The following is a 14,150-nucleotide window of genomic DNA, read 5'->3' on the forward strand; positions in this document are numbered from 1 at the left end:
TCTCTGTTGCTGTCTAACGTCTGAATTCACCGGTGCTGCGCGGTTTTATTGCGGCAGTCCGGGTTGAATGAAGCGTTACGCATTTAATCGACCCTGACCCCTTTTTACTTGGGAATGTTAGAACTGACCCCGCCTTTTCCTCTGACCCCGCCTTTTCCTTTAGCACTGACCCCGCCTTTTCGCTGACCCCGCCTTCTTCTTTTGTATATTTTCATAAGCGCTCTCGGATAAGTTCTCCGATCTTCAGAAGGCCCCAGGCCGTTGAAAACCGGGAACGGAAGCACGGAAGACTTTTTGATGACCGCTTAGCTTCTCAGTTATATTGAGTAGCATCTATGCCGCTGCGATGCCACTCAAGCAATTTGCCACGGTCGATTAGTATTACGCTAGCGTTCTTGGATGCGCTCTTCACCGCTTCGTCCGTAAAATAACTCGTAGTAACTATATAACCGCGCCACGCAGAATTCTCTTCAACCACGCCCTTGAACTGCTGGATTGTTGGGCGACCAACGCCGTTCTCTTCGGCATTCCGTTTGCACTGCACAACGATTAGTCCATTTGAATGGCGAGCAAAGCCATCAACGCCAGCGTCATTGCTTTTCTTGGTAGCCCATGCAAGCAAACCCGCGTCTTGGAAAAAACTCATTACGTGCTTTTCGAAGTCGTATGGATTCATCCTAAAAAGCATCGTTTGAACCTCGGAGTCGCCTGATCTACATTCCTGCCGGCGTGGCGACATGATCTCCTCTGACATTGCCTTTCGCATTTCATGACTTGAGCGACGAAGTATTTCGTCTTTTGCGATCATGTACGCAACGATTGATACGTAATTTCTAGCCTCGGAATTACTCAACACGGCTTCAAGAACTGAAGTAATGCCGGCCGCGCCGAGAAAAATCACCAGTAAGATGGGCATTCCTATCGCTGATCCGAAGCCGGCTATACCAACTGAAGGCCCGCCGAGGATGGCACCAGCACTCAGGGTCACCGGAATTGCAATCTTTACAGCAAGGGGCATGTCGGCGTTTTTATAACTTCGATACGCTTGGCTCACACTTCGGAAAACGCCTTTGGCGAGCCGTCTAGAATCCGTCAACGCGTATATCTTCTTGGCCTTCGACGCTGTGCTCCAACCGTCATTTCCGAGAAACTCTCTCGCTGTCGCTAGCCATGCGACTGCATCCATCCGATCTTGTTCGATTGAACAGCTAGAAATAGCTTGTACAAACAGTGAAACCACCCACCCCTTGACTGCCTTGATGGGCGCATTTTGTGAAGCCATATCATGCGCGGCCCCAGCGATACGGTCCACTGAGTCTTTAGCAAACCTCGCTGACGCCAAAGTTACTGAGGTAATTGCGGCCTGAGCTTTAGATCGAATACTCACATTCGTTGCCTCGTGTCTCTGATGAAGGCTCTGGAAGCCCAGCGTGAAGTAGCAATCCCAGTTGACGCTTTACTTTGCGTCATTATGCTCTGTATCTGTACAGCCATTGGAAAATTTAGATACAAATCAATCAGGTATACCATGAACACGTCCACTAAAATTTCCGGCAATTGCGTCAATGCCGATCGGCTCCTGGTTCCATCGGCAACTCCGTGAATATCTCAGCGAGCATCGCCTGCAAAAAACTATAGCATAAGGAGGGACGAGCCCGATGTCGACCGCTCGCGGCCCAATCAATCCATTCCCAGTTTCGCCAGACCCGACAGGTCTCCCCGCCGCAAATCGGCCCGGATCGTAGTCAGGTCCACTCCGTCCTGTACGACCCGCGTGAAGTCGTTCGCTGACCGCGGTGGGCCGACGTAGATGGCGCCGGCCAGCACGCCCTGACGGAGGATCAGCCGCCACCACGCCACATCGTGCGCCGCCGCGGTGTATTCCTCGTCGCCGGGCTGGGCGACGATTTCGCCAAAGCTGCGCAGGTCGATGCCGTCGCATTTGAGCTGCAGGACGATGCGCGGCGCCTGGTAGGGCTGGCCCTGGCCAAGGAGTGCGCCGGCGGCCGTTCCGGCCTGCGCGGCGCCGACGGCCCACAGGCCGGCGATGGCGCCGGGTGTTTCGGCCAGTTCGGCGACGTCGCCGACGGCGTAGATGTCCGGGTCGCTGGTCCGCATGCACGAGTCGACCTTGATGCCGCGGCCGACTTCGAGGCCGGCAGCGCGTGCCAGTTGCGTGTTGGCGCTGATGCCAAGGCAGGCGACGAAAATATCGGCCCTGGCGCATGGCCCGTGCGCCAGCCAGGCGGCGCGTAGCGTTTCGCCGTGGCCTTCCCAGCGGGTGACACTGGTGTCGGTGAGGACCTGGATGCCGATGCCTTCGAGGTAGGCGGCGAGGCGGGCGGAACCCTGGTCGTCGAGTTGGGCGTTCATCAGCCGGTCGGAGCGCTGCAGGAGCGTGACGTGCAGCCCCAGGTGGTGCAGCGCGTCGGCCGCTTCGACGCCGAGGACGCCGCCGCCGACCACCAGCGCGCGCCGCGCGCGCCGCAGTTGCACGTGATTGCGCAGCGCCTGCGCGTCTTCGGCCGAGCGCAGGACGAAGGCGTTGTCGAACGACAGAAAATCCGGGTCGGGCGTCGTGCAGTGCGCGCCGGTGGCCAGAATCAGCTTGTCGTAGGGCAGGCTTTCGCCGGTAGCCAGCAGCACGGTCTTGTGGGGCCGGTCCAGCGAGCGGGCGATCGAGTTGCGCCAGACTTCGACCCGATTCTTCGCGTACCAGTTGTCGGGGATCAGTTGCAGGCCATCCATTCCGGTGCGGCCGTAGATCAGCCGGCCGATGGCCATGCGATTGTAGAAGTGCAAGGGCTCGCTGCTGATCATGTCGATCTGCAGCGACGGGCTAAGGGCGCGCAGTCGTTCGGCGGCGCTGGTGCCGGCGATACCGTTGCCGATGATCACCACGCGGGAAACATCAGTTCCCAGGGCGTGGTCCACGGCGGGCGCGGCCGGGGTCGCGACGGCTTGCTCCGGTCCGGCCGAAGTCGGATCGCGGTCGATGACCACCGGGCCGCTGACCCGGCACATGCACGCCAGCCGGGCTTTGCCTTCGAGGCCGAGTCGCCGCAGCGTCGCGGTTTCGTCGTCGCCAGCCGGGGTCAGGTGCTGACTGCCGGCGCACACCACGACGGCATCGGCGCCGCACAGACCGGCGCGGCAACCGTAGTTGATCTTCAGCCCGGCGCCCTCGATGGCATCGAGCAGGGTCGCTCCCTTGGCGACAGGGAAAGCGACCCTGGTCTCCCGGTCGGTCACTTCGGCTCCCTGCTGGCCGCCGAAGCGCGTGCGCATCTGCGTCTTGCGGTTTGGCTCTGCCGTCGGCGCGGCGGGTTTTGCCGACGCTTTCTTGAACAGTCCTTCGGCGTGGAGGCTGGAGACCAGCAGGACCCCCCCGCCGATCACGCCGCCGCTGCGGCTCACCGCGATGGCCCACTCGGGTGCCGAGAAGGACAAGAAATAGCCGAGCGTACCGAGCACGATCGGGCCGCCAAACCAGTAGAAGATGGTCAGCGCGACGGCGGCGAAAACGGCCGCGACGCGATGCGGCGAGAGCGGGAAATAGCTCGTGGCGATGGCGTACAGGCCGGCCGAGGCGCAGCACGAGCCGAGCAGGATGGCAAGATAGAGGTCAAGGCCATAGGTCTGCGTCGGCCCCTGCAGGAAATAGGCGCCGATCAGTCCGGGCAGCAGGCCGATGAACAGCCTCCGCTGGCCGGCATAGCGCGGGTCGGAATCGACCAGGTCGGCAAAAATCGCTCCGCGGGGATTGAAGTCGTAACAATTCTTCTGGCAGCCGACACAGGTCGGGCAATAGCCGTTCGGCACGACGACCAGCGGCGCCTGGCCATACGTGCGCTGGATCGGCCCCAGCGGGCAGAAGGTGCCGCACCAGCCGCTGCGCCCGGCAAAAATCAGCCCGCCGACAAAGGCCAGGGCCAGTACGCCGACGATGCCGGCGGCGACCACCCCCCCTTCATGATTGAGGAGCGGCGAACGGGCGGCGACGCAGCCGATGAACAGGGCGACGGCGATCAGGAAAGCCGTATCCTTCCACTTGCCGGGCAAGGGTCGGTTGCGGCTGGTGTCGGTCATGCGCGGAATCTGGTTGAGGAAGGCCATCGGGCAGACCTGCCGCCACAGTCCCGGCGCAATCACCAGCACCGCCGGCAGCACGGGAATCGCCAGCCCCCACCAGAGTTTCAGCCCGACGCCGGGAGCGAGCGCCAGCAAGGCAGCGAAGCCCAGCGTGACGAGCAGCGTGAGGACGCGCAGGACTTGCCACACCGTCTTCGGCAGGGCTGAGGTGCGTTTGGTGTAATTGGCGAAGAATAGCTCGGGGCTCATGGTGTGGCTCCGGGAAGCAGAGGCTCAGCAGGCGATCTGGAGCTGGCGCAAACGCCGGCTGGTATAGGCCGCCAGGTCGGTCAGCACGGCGATGGCCAGGGAAGGCTTCCAGGCGGCCAGTTGGTCGAAGGAGGTCCGGCGCAGGGCCAGCAATTCGGTGCTTTCGAGTGTGCTGGCGGAAATCGCGCTGGCTTCGCCGTCGAGGAACGACGAGATGCCGAATACTTCGCCCTCGACCAGGCGATCGACTTCCCGTTCGGTCTTGCCTGTTTCGGCAACGGTGATGCGGATGCTGCCGGAGACGACGATGAACAAGGCATCGTTGCGCTCGCCGGCGGCGATGATCCGGCTGCCCGCGGCGAAGCGCAGTTCGGCGACGAAACTGTCGAGGGTGTCGAGATCCTCATCCGAGAACTCGCGCAGAACCGGCCGCAAGGGCTTGCTCCGGGACTCCGCGTTGACCTGCCGGTCAGGGTCGGTGTAGCTGAAAAACTCCATGGTGCCTCCTGGCGCGTGGGTGCTGGCGCCGAGCGCTTGTGAATACATCAATGAATAGCGGTCTATCGGGCTGCGGCAATCTTTTCACAGCCTCTGAGCGCTAATCGGGTTTCTTCCGGTCAGTCTGGTCCGTTACCCCGCCGAAGGCCTGGAGGAACGAAGCGACGGGTCGGTCCGGCTGTAAAGGCGGGCGGCTGTTCCAGCGCTCGACGTAGAGATCCCATAACCTGGCCTTGCGTGAGATCAACAGTTGCCCGAGGCGGTTTTCCGCCCCCGCCGCCTTGTCGATGGCTGCCGGGGCCAGTTCCTTGCTCAGGGTTACGGTAGCGGCGCGGATGGCCGCATCGGTTTGCCGGCAGTATTGGCGCAAGTCGGTCAACGAGGCCTGGAATGACTGGCGGCCGTCGAGGTAGGCTCGTCTGGGCGGGCCGAACAGCACACGCAAGGCTTCCTCGCTGGTCGGCAGCAGAGTGAGGGGATTGCTGGCGCCCGACCCGGCGCGCGCGCCGAGTGGTTGGCCGGTGGGCTGGCCAAGGGCCGCGTCGCGCAGGGTCAGCAATTGCCGGATTTCACCGGTAAGCAGCAGGATCAGTTCGCCCATCCGCTCGCCGAGAACCGCGGCATCGGCTTCGTCAAGGTCGCCCGGCGACAGCCCCAAACCGCGCGCGATGCCAGCCAGCACCGGGTCGCCTGCCGGCGGCTGGCCGGCGCCGTCAGGGGGGGCTGCCTGTTTGGCGATCCGATCGGCGACCTGATGACCTGCGTCCACGGCTTCGTTTATGCCGGCTGCCGGCGTCGCGGCGGCCGGTGCCGGCCGGGTCTTGTCCACCCGGGCGATGCGGGTCACGCCGTCTTCGGCCTGCGAAACCCTCGCTGCCACTGAGTCACCGGAACGAGCGACGGGCGTCGGAGCGATTGCCGACGCGTCGGCGAGCATCGCCGCCGGGTCGCCGCCGCGCCGCGCGCCGCTCGCTCGACGGGCTGGCGTGGGCCTGCCAGGGCTTGCTTCTGCCGGGGCCGGCGAGGCTGCCGGGTTTTCCGCTCGCTGGCCGGCGGCGACCGACGGCGCCTCGTCGGCCACGCCGCTCACCTGCACGGTGATCAGGTAAACGCCAATGAGCAGTTGGTCGCCATCGCGCAGCCGATAACTGCCGCTGAGCCGCTCAGCGCTGTGATTGACGAAGGTTCCGTTGGACGAGTGGTCGTCGAGCACGAAAGCGCCATTGGCGAAGCGAATCGAACAATGTTCGCGGGACACGCTGCCGGTCGGGTCGGGCAGGGTCCAGTCGGCGCTGGCGTCGCGGCCGATGGTCAGCACGCCCTGGCCGCCCAGTGTGGCGGTCAGTGAGCGCTGGTCGGCGTGCGCGGGCGGGTTCTTGATCGTCAATTGCAGCCGCGGATCGGTCACCGGGCGCGCCACGAGGCGGGTCTGGTCATCCGGGGCTTGCCCGGTCTCTTCCGTCAATTCAACGCGGATGAGGTAGGCGCCGATGAGCAGCCCGTCGCCGTCGCGCAGGGTGTGCGGGCTGTCCAGGCGGGCCTTGCTACCGGCCAGGAAAGTGCCGTTGGTCGATTGGTCGTAGAGCAGATAAGCATTGGCCGAGCGGCGGATTTCGCAATGGTTACCCGACATCAATCGGCTGGGATCGGGCAATGTCCAGTCCAGGCCCTCCGAGCGCCCGATGCTGAGCGTCTCGCGGTCGCCGAAGTCGATGCTCGCCGCAACGGTCGCTGGCAGACCTGCGGCGTTCTCGAGCGTCAGGCGAAGCGTCATCCGCTCAGCCCTTCTTCTCGATCAGTTCGATCTTGTAGCCGTCGGGATCTTCGACAAAGGCGATCACCGTCGTTCCGTGTTTCATCGGGCCGGCCTCGCGCACTACCTTGCCGCCGCGGGCCTTGATTTGCTCGCAGGCGGCGTAGGCGTCGGCGACGGCGATCGCCAGATGACCGAAGCCGGTGCCCGGTTCGTACGATGGCGTATCCCAGTTGTGCGTCAGTTCAAGGACCGCTCCGTCAGACTCCGGGCCGTAACCGACAAAGGCCAGCGTGAAGCGACCGCTCGGGTAGTCCTGGCGGCGCAACAGGTGCATGCCGAGGACCTCGGTGTAAAAAGCCAGCGCGCGGTCGAGATCGCCAACGCGCAGCATCGTATGCAGGATTCTCATCTCTTCTCCTTACCACTGTGGGCATTGGGCGGCGAGCAGCCTCAGCTCGGCTCGTGCGGCCTGATGATCGGGGTACAGCCGGCCAACGATAGCCCAGAAACGCGGGCTGTGGTTCATCTCCAGGAGATGGGCCAGTTCGTGCGCCACGACGTAGTCGATCACCGGCGGTGGAAAGTGGATCAGCCGCCAGTTCAGGTGAATTCCGGTACGCAGGCTGCAACTTCCCCAGCGCGTGCGAGCGGACGACAGCGACAGGCGTGGCAAGTCGACGCCGAGAAGCGGCGCGTAATGGGCGATGCGCTCGACGAACAGCTCACGCGCCCTGTCGCGCAAGGCCTTTTCGAGGACGCGCGGCGCATCGGCCGGCGAACGCAGGCACAGGGTGAGCGTCGGATCGACGCCCTGCAGGTTCCACAGGCAGCGATTGGCGCCGAGCGCCAGGCGGATTTCGAGCGAGCTGCCCAGCACCGGCAGGCGCAGCCCATCGACGATGCGCAGCACCTCAGGTGCGCTGCGCGTCCGCCATTCGTCGAGCTTCTTTCTGATCCACTCGCCATGGTTGAGGATCGCCGTTTCGACTTCACTCAGCGAGGCACGCTGAGGCGCACCGACGCGTAGACCGCGATGATCGATCGACAGTCCTATGGTCCGTCGTTTGGCGCGCCGCAAGAGGTAGGCGACGGTACGCTCGCCCAGGTCGATGGTCCGCGACGTTTCGCCGGCAGGCCGGGCGCTGAACGGCAGTGACTCAGGCAGCCACGGCATCGGCAGGTGCCGCGTAGCGGTGCGGCGAAATGCGCTGCATTTCCGCTTCGATCCAGGCCGCGGCCAGGGCGTTGATCTTCGCTGCCGTCTTGCCGGCCGGGTCGATCGGCGGTCCGATGCTGACGGTGATCAGACCAGGCGCCAACTTGAAGGCGCCTCTTCCCCAGACCTCGCCGGCATTGTGCGCCACCGGCACGACGCGGACGGCAGCGCGCACGGCGAGGTGCGCACCACCAGGCTTGAAGCGGGCGCTTTCTCCGGGAGCGACGCGGGTTCCCTCGGGGAAGATCACCACCCAGTAGCCTGCCGACAGTCGATCGCGCCCCTGATCGAAAACCTGCTTGAGGGCATCTTTTGCCGCCGCACGATTGATCGAGATCATCTTCAGTGCAGCCAGGCCCCAGCCAAAGAAGGGAACGCGCAGCAGTTCCTGCTTCATGACGAAGACCAGCGGCGGGAAGATTTCCTGCAGGCCGACCGTTTCCCATGCCGACTGGTGTTTGGCGAGCACCACCGAAGGCTCGGTCGGGATGTTCTCGCGTCCGAGCACGCGGTAACGGATGCCGAGCACATAGCGGCAGAGGGCCATGAAACCGACGCGCCAGAGCGCGATGATGCGGTAACGCGCGGGCATTGGCAAGATCACCGCCAGCGAAACGAGGACCCCGAAAGGAATGGTCAGCACGCTGGCCAGGAACAGGAAAAGTGCCGAGCGAATGGCGACCATCAGGAAAGGATATGGTCGGTGGCCGCAGCGAGATCGGCGAAGACCAGCGTACCCTCCGGCAAGCCGCCTTCCGCCATGGTCTGCGTTCCCTTGCCGGTCAACACCAGCAGCGGCCTGGCGCGCATCGCGGCGGCCACGTGCAGGTCGCGCAGCGAATCGCCGACCGCCGGTGTGCCGGTCAGATCGACGTTGAAGCAACTGGCAATGCGTTCAAACATGCCGGGCATTGGCTTCCGGCAACGGCAGCCGGCGTCGATCGGGTGTGGGCAATAAAAGATGGCGTCGATGCGTCCGCCGGCCGCCTGGACAGCGCGGTGCATCTTGTCGTGGATGGCATTGAGGGTATCCATGTCGAACAGGCCGCGACCAATGCCGGACTGGTTCGTGGCCAGCACGACGCGGTAGCCCGCCTGACTGAGCTTGGCGATGGCCTCGATGCTGCCGGGAATCGGCCGCCACTCGGCCGGCGACTTGATGAACTGCTTCGAGTCGTAGTTGATGACCCCGTCGCGGTCGAGGATGACGAGTTTCATACGGCCAGCTTGGCGATGTCGGCGACCGCATTGAGTTGGTCGAAGAGCGCTTTCAGGAGGCCCAACCGGTTGCCGCGCAGCAGCGGTTCGCTGACGTTGACCATTACCTCGTCGAAGAAGCGATCGACTTCGGCGCGCACCGAGGCGAGCACTTTCAGCGCGTCGGCGTAGTCCTCGTTGGCCACGTGCGACCTGACCACCGGCGCCATCAACAGCACTCGCTGGAACAGCGCCTTCTCGGCGTCTTCCTCGAGCAGGGCGATGTCAGGCTCGGGCAGGCTCTGCTCGGCCTTCTTCAGGATGTTGCCGATGCGCTTGTTGGCGGCAGCCAGCGCCAGCGCTTCGGGCAGAGCCAGGAACTCGCGTACTGCCGCCAGCCTGGCGGGAACCAGGTCGATGCGCGTCGGCCGCTGGGCGAGTACGGCCTCGACGACGTCGACTGCATGGCCGGCGTCTCTGAGCATGCCGCGCAGCCGGTCGAGCATGAAGGTGAGCAGCGTTTCGTCGACCGCGTCGATCTCAATCCCCTGCAGGAGTAGCGCGTTCTGCGCGTCACTGATCAGCCCGGACAGATCGAGCGGCAGCGGCGTCTCCATCAGGATGCGCAGCACCCCGAGTGCGGCGCGGCGCAGGCCGAAGGGGTCCTTGTCGCCGGTCGGCGGTTGCCCTATGCCGAAGAAGCCGACCAGAGCGTCGAGCTTGTCGGCCAGCGCCGTGGCGCAGGCAATGTTTCCCTCGGGCAGCGCGTCGCCGGCAAAGCGCGGGCGATAGTGCTGTTCGATGGCGTCGGCGACCACCGGCAATCCTCCTTCGTGCAGCAGGTAGTAGCGGCCCATGATTCCCTGCAGTTCCGGGAACTCGCCGACCATGTCGGTGAGCAGGTCGATCTTCGCGAACAGCGCTGCTCGTTCGGCAAGGTTGGCGTCGGCGCCGAGCTTTTCGGCGACGCTGCGCGCGATGCGGCCAAGGCGCTGCGCGCGCTCGCCGAGCGAGCCGAGCTTGTGGTGATAAACCACCGCCGAGAGGCGCAGGGCACGATTGGCAAAGCCGTTCTTGCGGTCCTGCTGGTAGAAGAAGCGTGCGTCGGCCAGGCGCGGACGAACGACGCGTTCGTTGCCGCGGATGATCTGGCTGGCATCGTCGACCGCCATGTTGGCGACGATCAGGAACTTGTTCAGCAGCCTGGCTGCCGCGTCGAGCAGCGGAAAGTACTTCTGGTTCTGCTGCATGGTCAGGATCAGGCACTCCTGCGGCACTTCGAGGTACTCGGCCTCGAACTCGCCGACATAGACGACCGGCCACTCGACCAGTGCGGTCACCTCGTCGAGCAGGCCGTCGGCCGGGTTGAGGCGCGCATCGAGTTTGCTGGCCGCGGCGTCGAGCTGGGCAGCGATCGACGCCCGTCGGTCAGCGAACGAAGCGATGACCTTGCTGGCCGCCAGCTTGGCTACATAGTCGGCAGGGTGGTCCACGACGATTTCGCCGGTGGACAGGAAGCGGTGACCCAGCGTGCGCCGGCCGCTCTGCAGGCCGAGCACCTCGCCGGGAACGATGCGCGCGCCATGCAACAGAATCAGGCCGTGCACGGGGCGGACGAACTGGTGCTCGGAATCGCCCCAGCGCATGACTTTCGGAATCGGCAGTTTTTTCAGCGCCTGCGCGACGATGTCGGCCAGATGCGCGACGAGTTCCTCGCCCGCTTTCGCGCGCCGGGCAACGAAGTATTCCGCCTTGCCGTCGGTCGTCTTCTGCAACTCGTCGAAAGTGACCCCGGCGGCGCGCATGAAACCTTCCAGCGCCCTGGTAGGCTTGCCGTCGGCGGCGATCGCGCTCGCTACCGACGGACCTTTCTTCTCCAGCACGCGGTCGGGCTGTCTCCCGGCCATGCCGGTGATCGTCATCGCCAGGCGGCGCGGGGTAGCGTACGAGGTGCACACGCTGTCGTCGGCAGCGAACTGCTGCGCCTTGAGGGCCGAAAAAACCGCATCCGCAAATGCTTCCGACAGCAGCTTGAGTGATTTTGGCGGCAGCTCTTCGCTGCGCAACTCGATCAGGAGCGTGTCGTTCATGGCCGGAGCCCCTCGCCGCCGGCGCTTGCCTTGCACATCGGGAAGCCGAGCGCCTGGCGGGAATCGTGGTAAGCCTGCGCGACTTCACGCGCCAGGGCACGCACGCGACCGATGTAGGCCGCTCTTTCAGTGACCGAAATGGCGCCGCGGGCGTCAAGCAGGTTGAAGGTGTGCGAACACTTCATGACCATTTCGTAGCCGGGTAGCGCCAGGCCGGCAGCGATCAGCCGCCGGGCCTCGGATTCGTACTCGCTGAAATGGCGGAACAGCATCTCGACGTTGGCCAACTCGAAATTGTACTTCGACTGTTCGACTTCGTTCTGGTGATAGACGTCGCCATAGGTCACCCGGTAGCCCGGCCCCTGTGCCCAGACCAGGTCGAAAACGTTCTCCGCCCCTTGCAGGTACATCGCCAGGCGCTCGATGCCGTAGGTGATCTCGCCCAGGACAGGTTTGCAGGGCAGCGAGCCGACCTCCTGGAAATAGGTGAACTGCGTCACTTCCATGCCGTCCAGCCAGACTTCCCAGCCGAGTCCCCAGGCGCCCAGGGTCGGGCTTTCCCAGTCATCCTCGACAAAGCGGATGTCGTGTCTGCCGGTATCGATGCCCAGCGCGCGCAGCGAATCGAGATAGAGTTCCTGGATGTTGTCCGGCGAAGGCTTGAGCACCACCTGATACTGGTAATAGTGCTGCAGGCGGTTCGGGTTCTCCCCGTAGCGACCGTCTTTCGGCCGGCGGGAAGGCTGCACGTAGGCAGCGTTCCACGGTTCGGGGCCGATGGCGCGCAGGAAAGTCGCCGTGTGAAAGGTGCCGGCGCCCACTTCGATGTCGTAGGGCTGCAGCAAGGCGCAGCCCTGCTTGTCCCAGAACTCCTGGAGACGCAGGATCACTTCCTGAAAGGTTGGCATGGGAGAGTGTCGGAGGGAAGCAAAGGACGCCATTTTACTTGGTTTCGTGCCCGACAAGAACCTGCTTCAAGGCGCCAGGACGCTTGCCCTGCCCTGGCGCACTCGGCCGGGCGAGTCGTCGCAGGTTGGGGTGAGGACCGAACCCCAACACCCCAGCGTGGCGATTGTGTTCGGGTTCCTGCGTCATCCCAACGAAGCCTCGACACCGGTTCAGCGCGAAGACCTCCTTCGCAACTTCGCCCGAGGTCGACGCGTCGAGGCCGGCGTGATACTGCGTCAGGAAAGGCATCGCATACGAATCGAGTTCCTTGACCTGCGGTGACCAGGTCATCGTCGAGCCGATCGCCGGGTCGATCGCCCCCTGCCGCACCGGGGCGAGTTCCCGCGTCCGTGAGCCCCGGCAAGGGAGCCAGCGCGACAGTTGCCTGGCGCAGCGTGTCGGACGCGGGTTCGCCGACTGCCGGTAGGGACTGGCCCGCCGGGCTCGCCACGGCTTGTTTCGACAGACCTGGCGGAGGTTGCCGCCGCTCCGCCGAGGAGTACCCAATCGGCATCGGCTGCCGTCTTGAGGCGTTCCTTTGCAGTGATCTACCGGCAGATCAGAACACTGAAGCCCGTCGAGCAGCTTCGCCTGGTAGAGATGCATAGAGCCCCGGCGAGGATCCTGTTGACCGTAGTTGTTCGCCCACTTGCATTGGAGACCGTCGTATTGGTCGAGGCCGATGGCCGTTGCTACCGCGATGGTATCGTGCTAGATTGGATCATGCGAATCATCGCCATCAGAACCCTGCGAGAGTTTTGGCAGCGACACCCGCAAGCGGAGGTTTCGTTACGGGCTTGGTACGCTGAAGTCAGCAATGCCGATTGGAAAACGCCTGCCCACATCAAGGCTGCCCAACGCGACGCCAGTTTCCTGGCGAACAATCGGGCAGTCTTCAATTTCAAGGGTAACCACTTCCGTCTGGTCGTTGCTGTGCGCTATACACAAGGGCTGATGTTTGTTCGCTTCGTCGGCACGCATGCCGAGTACGACCGTATCGACGCCTCCACTGTCTAGGACCGACGCCATGATGATCAAGCCGATCCATACCGAAGCCGACTACCAGTCCGCGCTGGCGGCAATCGAATCGCTATGGGATGCCCCGGAAGGCAGCGCCGAGGCTGATCAACTGGAAGTTCTCTCGATGCTGGTGGAAGCCTACGAGAAAACCGCATTTTCGATCCAGCCCCCCGATCCGGTTGACTTCCTTGGCTACGTCATGGAGACACGCGGCCTGACCCGCAAAGACCTGGAGCCCTACATCGGGCCGCGCGGGCGAGTGTCAGACATCTTGAACCGGGTACGGCCACTGACCCTGGAGATGATTCGACGCCTCGCCGCTGGCCTGAAGCTACCTGCCTCCGTGTTGATTCAGGAATACCCCTTGCGGCGGGAGGCGGCATGAGAAATCGGCAGCAGCGCCTGGCGCTGGTCGACGGACCGCTACCGGCACCGGCTTGCCGGACGACGTCGCTCGCCGGAGGAATGACTTCGTCGTGCGCATCGCTTCCGGGCGGGCAAAACTGATGGTGTGTCGGCTCATGGAGAAATGACGGATACTGTGACAACTATTGTCAAGACTCACGGATCCTGTCTGAGGGATCCTCCGTATCAGGGAATTCGACGATGGCAAACGATCACGACAGCGGCTACAAATCCCTCTTCTCCACTCCGGAACTGGTGCGTGACCTGATCATCGGGTTCGTGCCCGATGAATGGCTGCATGGCCTTGACGACAGCACCCTGGAGAAAGTCCCCGGGACCTTTGTCAGCGAAGATTTTCGCCACCGGGTTGACGACATCGTCTGGCGGGTGAAGGTTGGCGGCGAGCGATGTCTGTGACCTGATCCCGCCGGTGCCGGGACTGGTCGAGCAGTTCAAACCCCGGCTGAAATACCTGCTGATCGATGAGAACGCCTACACCGACAGCGAATTGGCCTCGCTCAAGAATCTGGCAGCGGCCGTCTTCCGGATCGAACACCCGGCCTCACCGGCAGCCATTGGCGTCTTGCTCAGCCTATTGAACGAGTGGCTGGTCGACCGGTGTTACGTCCTCCCCTGGCCAAGGTCTAAGGGCTCCAAATATCCCGCGTACGGTCGGGAA

Annotated in this window: 15 protein-coding genes and 1 pseudogene; 5 read left to right on the top strand and 11 right to left on the bottom strand. The window is 63.6% G+C overall.

Annotation, left to right across the window (positions count from 1 at the left end):
• Nucleotides 1-313: 313 nt before the first annotated feature.
• The 11 genes from ACCAA_RS12480 to ACCAA_RS12530 form a co-directional block, all read right to left on the bottom strand.
• Nucleotides 314-1,312, bottom strand: a complete 999-nt coding sequence (locus ACCAA_RS12480; RefSeq protein WP_186407579.1) for a restriction endonuclease — start codon at nt 1,310-1,312, stop codon at nt 314-316.
• Between the two features lie 368 nt (nt 1,313-1,680).
• Complete coding sequence (locus ACCAA_RS12485; RefSeq protein WP_186407580.1) at nt 1,681-4,341, bottom strand: FAD-dependent oxidoreductase; 2,661 nt, start codon at nt 4,339-4,341, stop codon at nt 1,681-1,683.
• A 24-nt stretch (nt 4,342-4,365) separates the two neighbouring features.
• Nucleotides 4,366-4,839 carry a Crp/Fnr family transcriptional regulator gene (locus ACCAA_RS12490; protein ID WP_186407581.1) on the bottom strand — a complete coding sequence of 158 codons (474 nt, stop codon included), beginning with the start codon at nt 4,837-4,839 and terminating at the stop codon, nt 4,366-4,368.
• A gap of 100 nt (nt 4,840-4,939) precedes the next feature.
• Nucleotides 4,940-6,613 carry a type VI secretion system-associated FHA domain protein TagH gene (tagH, locus tag ACCAA_RS12495; protein ID WP_186407582.1) on the bottom strand — a complete coding sequence of 558 codons (1,674 nt, stop codon included), beginning with the start codon at nt 6,611-6,613 and terminating at the stop codon, nt 4,940-4,942.
• A 4-nt stretch (nt 6,614-6,617) separates the two neighbouring features.
• A complete protein-coding gene (gene gloA, locus ACCAA_RS12500; protein ID WP_186407583.1) occupies nt 6,618-7,004 on the bottom strand; it encodes a lactoylglutathione lyase in 387 nt (128 codons plus the stop codon).
• 9 nt (nt 7,005-7,013) lie between these two features.
• On the bottom strand, nt 7,014-7,769 hold the full coding sequence (locus ACCAA_RS12505) for a M48 family metallopeptidase (RefSeq protein WP_186407584.1): 756 nt from the start codon (nt 7,767-7,769) through the stop codon (nt 7,014-7,016).
• Nucleotides 7,753-8,496, bottom strand: coding sequence for a lysophospholipid acyltransferase family protein (locus ACCAA_RS12510; protein WP_186407585.1), 744 nt, complete (start codon nt 8,494-8,496; stop codon nt 7,753-7,755). Before ACCAA_RS12510 ends, ACCAA_RS12505 begins: the two co-directional genes overlap by 17 nt.
• On the bottom strand, nt 8,496-9,029 hold the full coding sequence (gene gmhB, locus ACCAA_RS12515; protein ID WP_186407586.1) for a D-glycero-beta-D-manno-heptose 1,7-bisphosphate 7-phosphatase: 534 nt from the start codon (nt 9,027-9,029) through the stop codon (nt 8,496-8,498). The genes ACCAA_RS12510 and gmhB overlap by 1 nt, the downstream gene beginning before the upstream one ends.
• Complete coding sequence (gene glyS / locus ACCAA_RS12520) at nt 9,026-11,098, bottom strand: glycine--tRNA ligase subunit beta (RefSeq protein ID WP_186407587.1); 2,073 nt, start codon at nt 11,096-11,098, stop codon at nt 9,026-9,028. The genes gmhB and glyS overlap by 4 nt, the downstream gene beginning before the upstream one ends.
• On the bottom strand, nt 11,095-12,006 hold the full coding sequence (gene glyQ, locus ACCAA_RS12525) for a glycine--tRNA ligase subunit alpha (protein WP_186407588.1): 912 nt from the start codon (nt 12,004-12,006) through the stop codon (nt 11,095-11,097). The genes glyS and glyQ overlap by 4 nt, the downstream gene beginning before the upstream one ends.
• A gap of 34 nt (nt 12,007-12,040) precedes the next feature.
• A complete protein-coding gene (locus tag ACCAA_RS12530; protein ID WP_186407589.1) occupies nt 12,041-12,376 on the bottom strand; it encodes a hypothetical protein in 336 nt (111 codons plus the stop codon).
• 393 nt (nt 12,377-12,769) lie between these two features.
• Between ACCAA_RS12530 and ACCAA_RS12535 the strand changes: the two genes are divergently transcribed.
• From ACCAA_RS12535 to ACCAA_RS12550, 5 genes and pseudogenes are all read left to right on the top strand, one after another.
• On the top strand, nt 12,770-13,063 hold the full coding sequence (locus ACCAA_RS12535) for a type II toxin-antitoxin system HigB family toxin (RefSeq protein ID WP_186407596.1): 294 nt from the start codon (nt 12,770-12,772) through the stop codon (nt 13,061-13,063).
• A 10-nt stretch (nt 13,064-13,073) separates the two neighbouring features.
• Nucleotides 13,074-13,451 (top strand): helix-turn-helix domain-containing protein, encoded by a 378-nt coding sequence (locus ACCAA_RS12540; RefSeq protein WP_186407590.1) that lies wholly within the window; start codon nt 13,074-13,076, stop codon nt 13,449-13,451.
• Nucleotides 13,448-13,573, top strand: a complete 126-nt coding sequence (locus ACCAA_RS22485; protein ID WP_281193193.1) for a hypothetical protein — start codon at nt 13,448-13,450, stop codon at nt 13,571-13,573. Before ACCAA_RS12540 ends, ACCAA_RS22485 begins: the two co-directional genes overlap by 4 nt.
• 99 nt (nt 13,574-13,672) lie before the next feature.
• Nucleotides 13,673-13,888 carry an Rpn family recombination-promoting nuclease/putative transposase gene (locus ACCAA_RS12545; RefSeq protein ID WP_186407591.1) on the top strand — a complete coding sequence of 72 codons (216 nt, stop codon included), beginning with the start codon at nt 13,673-13,675 and terminating at the stop codon, nt 13,886-13,888.
• Nucleotides 13,866-14,150: pseudogene (locus tag ACCAA_RS12550) on the top strand (hypothetical protein); the annotation flags it as partial. The gene ACCAA_RS12545 and the pseudogene ACCAA_RS12550, both read left to right, overlap by 23 nt.

Origin of the sequence: Candidatus Accumulibacter aalborgensis, from assembly GCF_900089955.1 — a bacterium.
Taxonomy (GTDB): Bacteria; Pseudomonadota; Gammaproteobacteria; order Burkholderiales; family Rhodocyclaceae; genus Accumulibacter; species Accumulibacter aalborgensis.

Coding starts and splice junctions, on each gene's coding strand:
- ACCAA_RS12485 (WP_186407580.1), bottom strand. CDS start 4,341: ATGAGCCCCGAGCTATTCTTCGCCAATTACACCAAACGCACCTCAGCC.
- ACCAA_RS12490 (WP_186407581.1), bottom strand. CDS start 4,839: ATGGAGTTTTTCAGCTACACCGACCCTGACCGGCAGGTCAACGCGGAG.
- tagH (WP_186407582.1), bottom strand. CDS start 6,613: ATGACGCTTCGCCTGACGCTCGAGAACGCCGCAGGTCTGCCAGCGACC.
- gloA (WP_186407583.1), bottom strand. CDS start 7,004: ATGAGAATCCTGCATACGATGCTGCGCGTTGGCGATCTCGACCGCGCG.
- ACCAA_RS12505 (WP_186407584.1), bottom strand. CDS start 7,769: ATGCCGTGGCTGCCTGAGTCACTGCCGTTCAGCGCCCGGCCTGCCGGC.
- ACCAA_RS12510 (WP_186407585.1), bottom strand. CDS start 8,496: ATGGTCGCCATTCGCTCGGCACTTTTCCTGTTCCTGGCCAGCGTGCTG.
- gmhB (WP_186407586.1), bottom strand. CDS start 9,029: ATGAAACTCGTCATCCTCGACCGCGACGGGGTCATCAACTACGACTCG.
- glyS (WP_186407587.1), bottom strand. CDS start 11,098: ATGAACGACACGCTCCTGATCGAGTTGCGCAGCGAAGAGCTGCCGCCA.
- glyQ (WP_186407588.1), bottom strand. CDS start 12,006: ATGCCAACCTTTCAGGAAGTGATCCTGCGTCTCCAGGAGTTCTGGGAC.
- ACCAA_RS12535 (WP_186407596.1), top strand. CDS start 12,770: ATGCGAATCATCGCCATCAGAACCCTGCGAGAGTTTTGGCAGCGACAC.
- ACCAA_RS12540 (WP_186407590.1), top strand. CDS start 13,074: ATGATGATCAAGCCGATCCATACCGAAGCCGACTACCAGTCCGCGCTG.
- ACCAA_RS22485 (WP_281193193.1), top strand. CDS start 13,448: ATGAGAAATCGGCAGCAGCGCCTGGCGCTGGTCGACGGACCGCTACCG.
- ACCAA_RS12545 (WP_186407591.1), top strand. CDS start 13,673: ATGGCAAACGATCACGACAGCGGCTACAAATCCCTCTTCTCCACTCCG.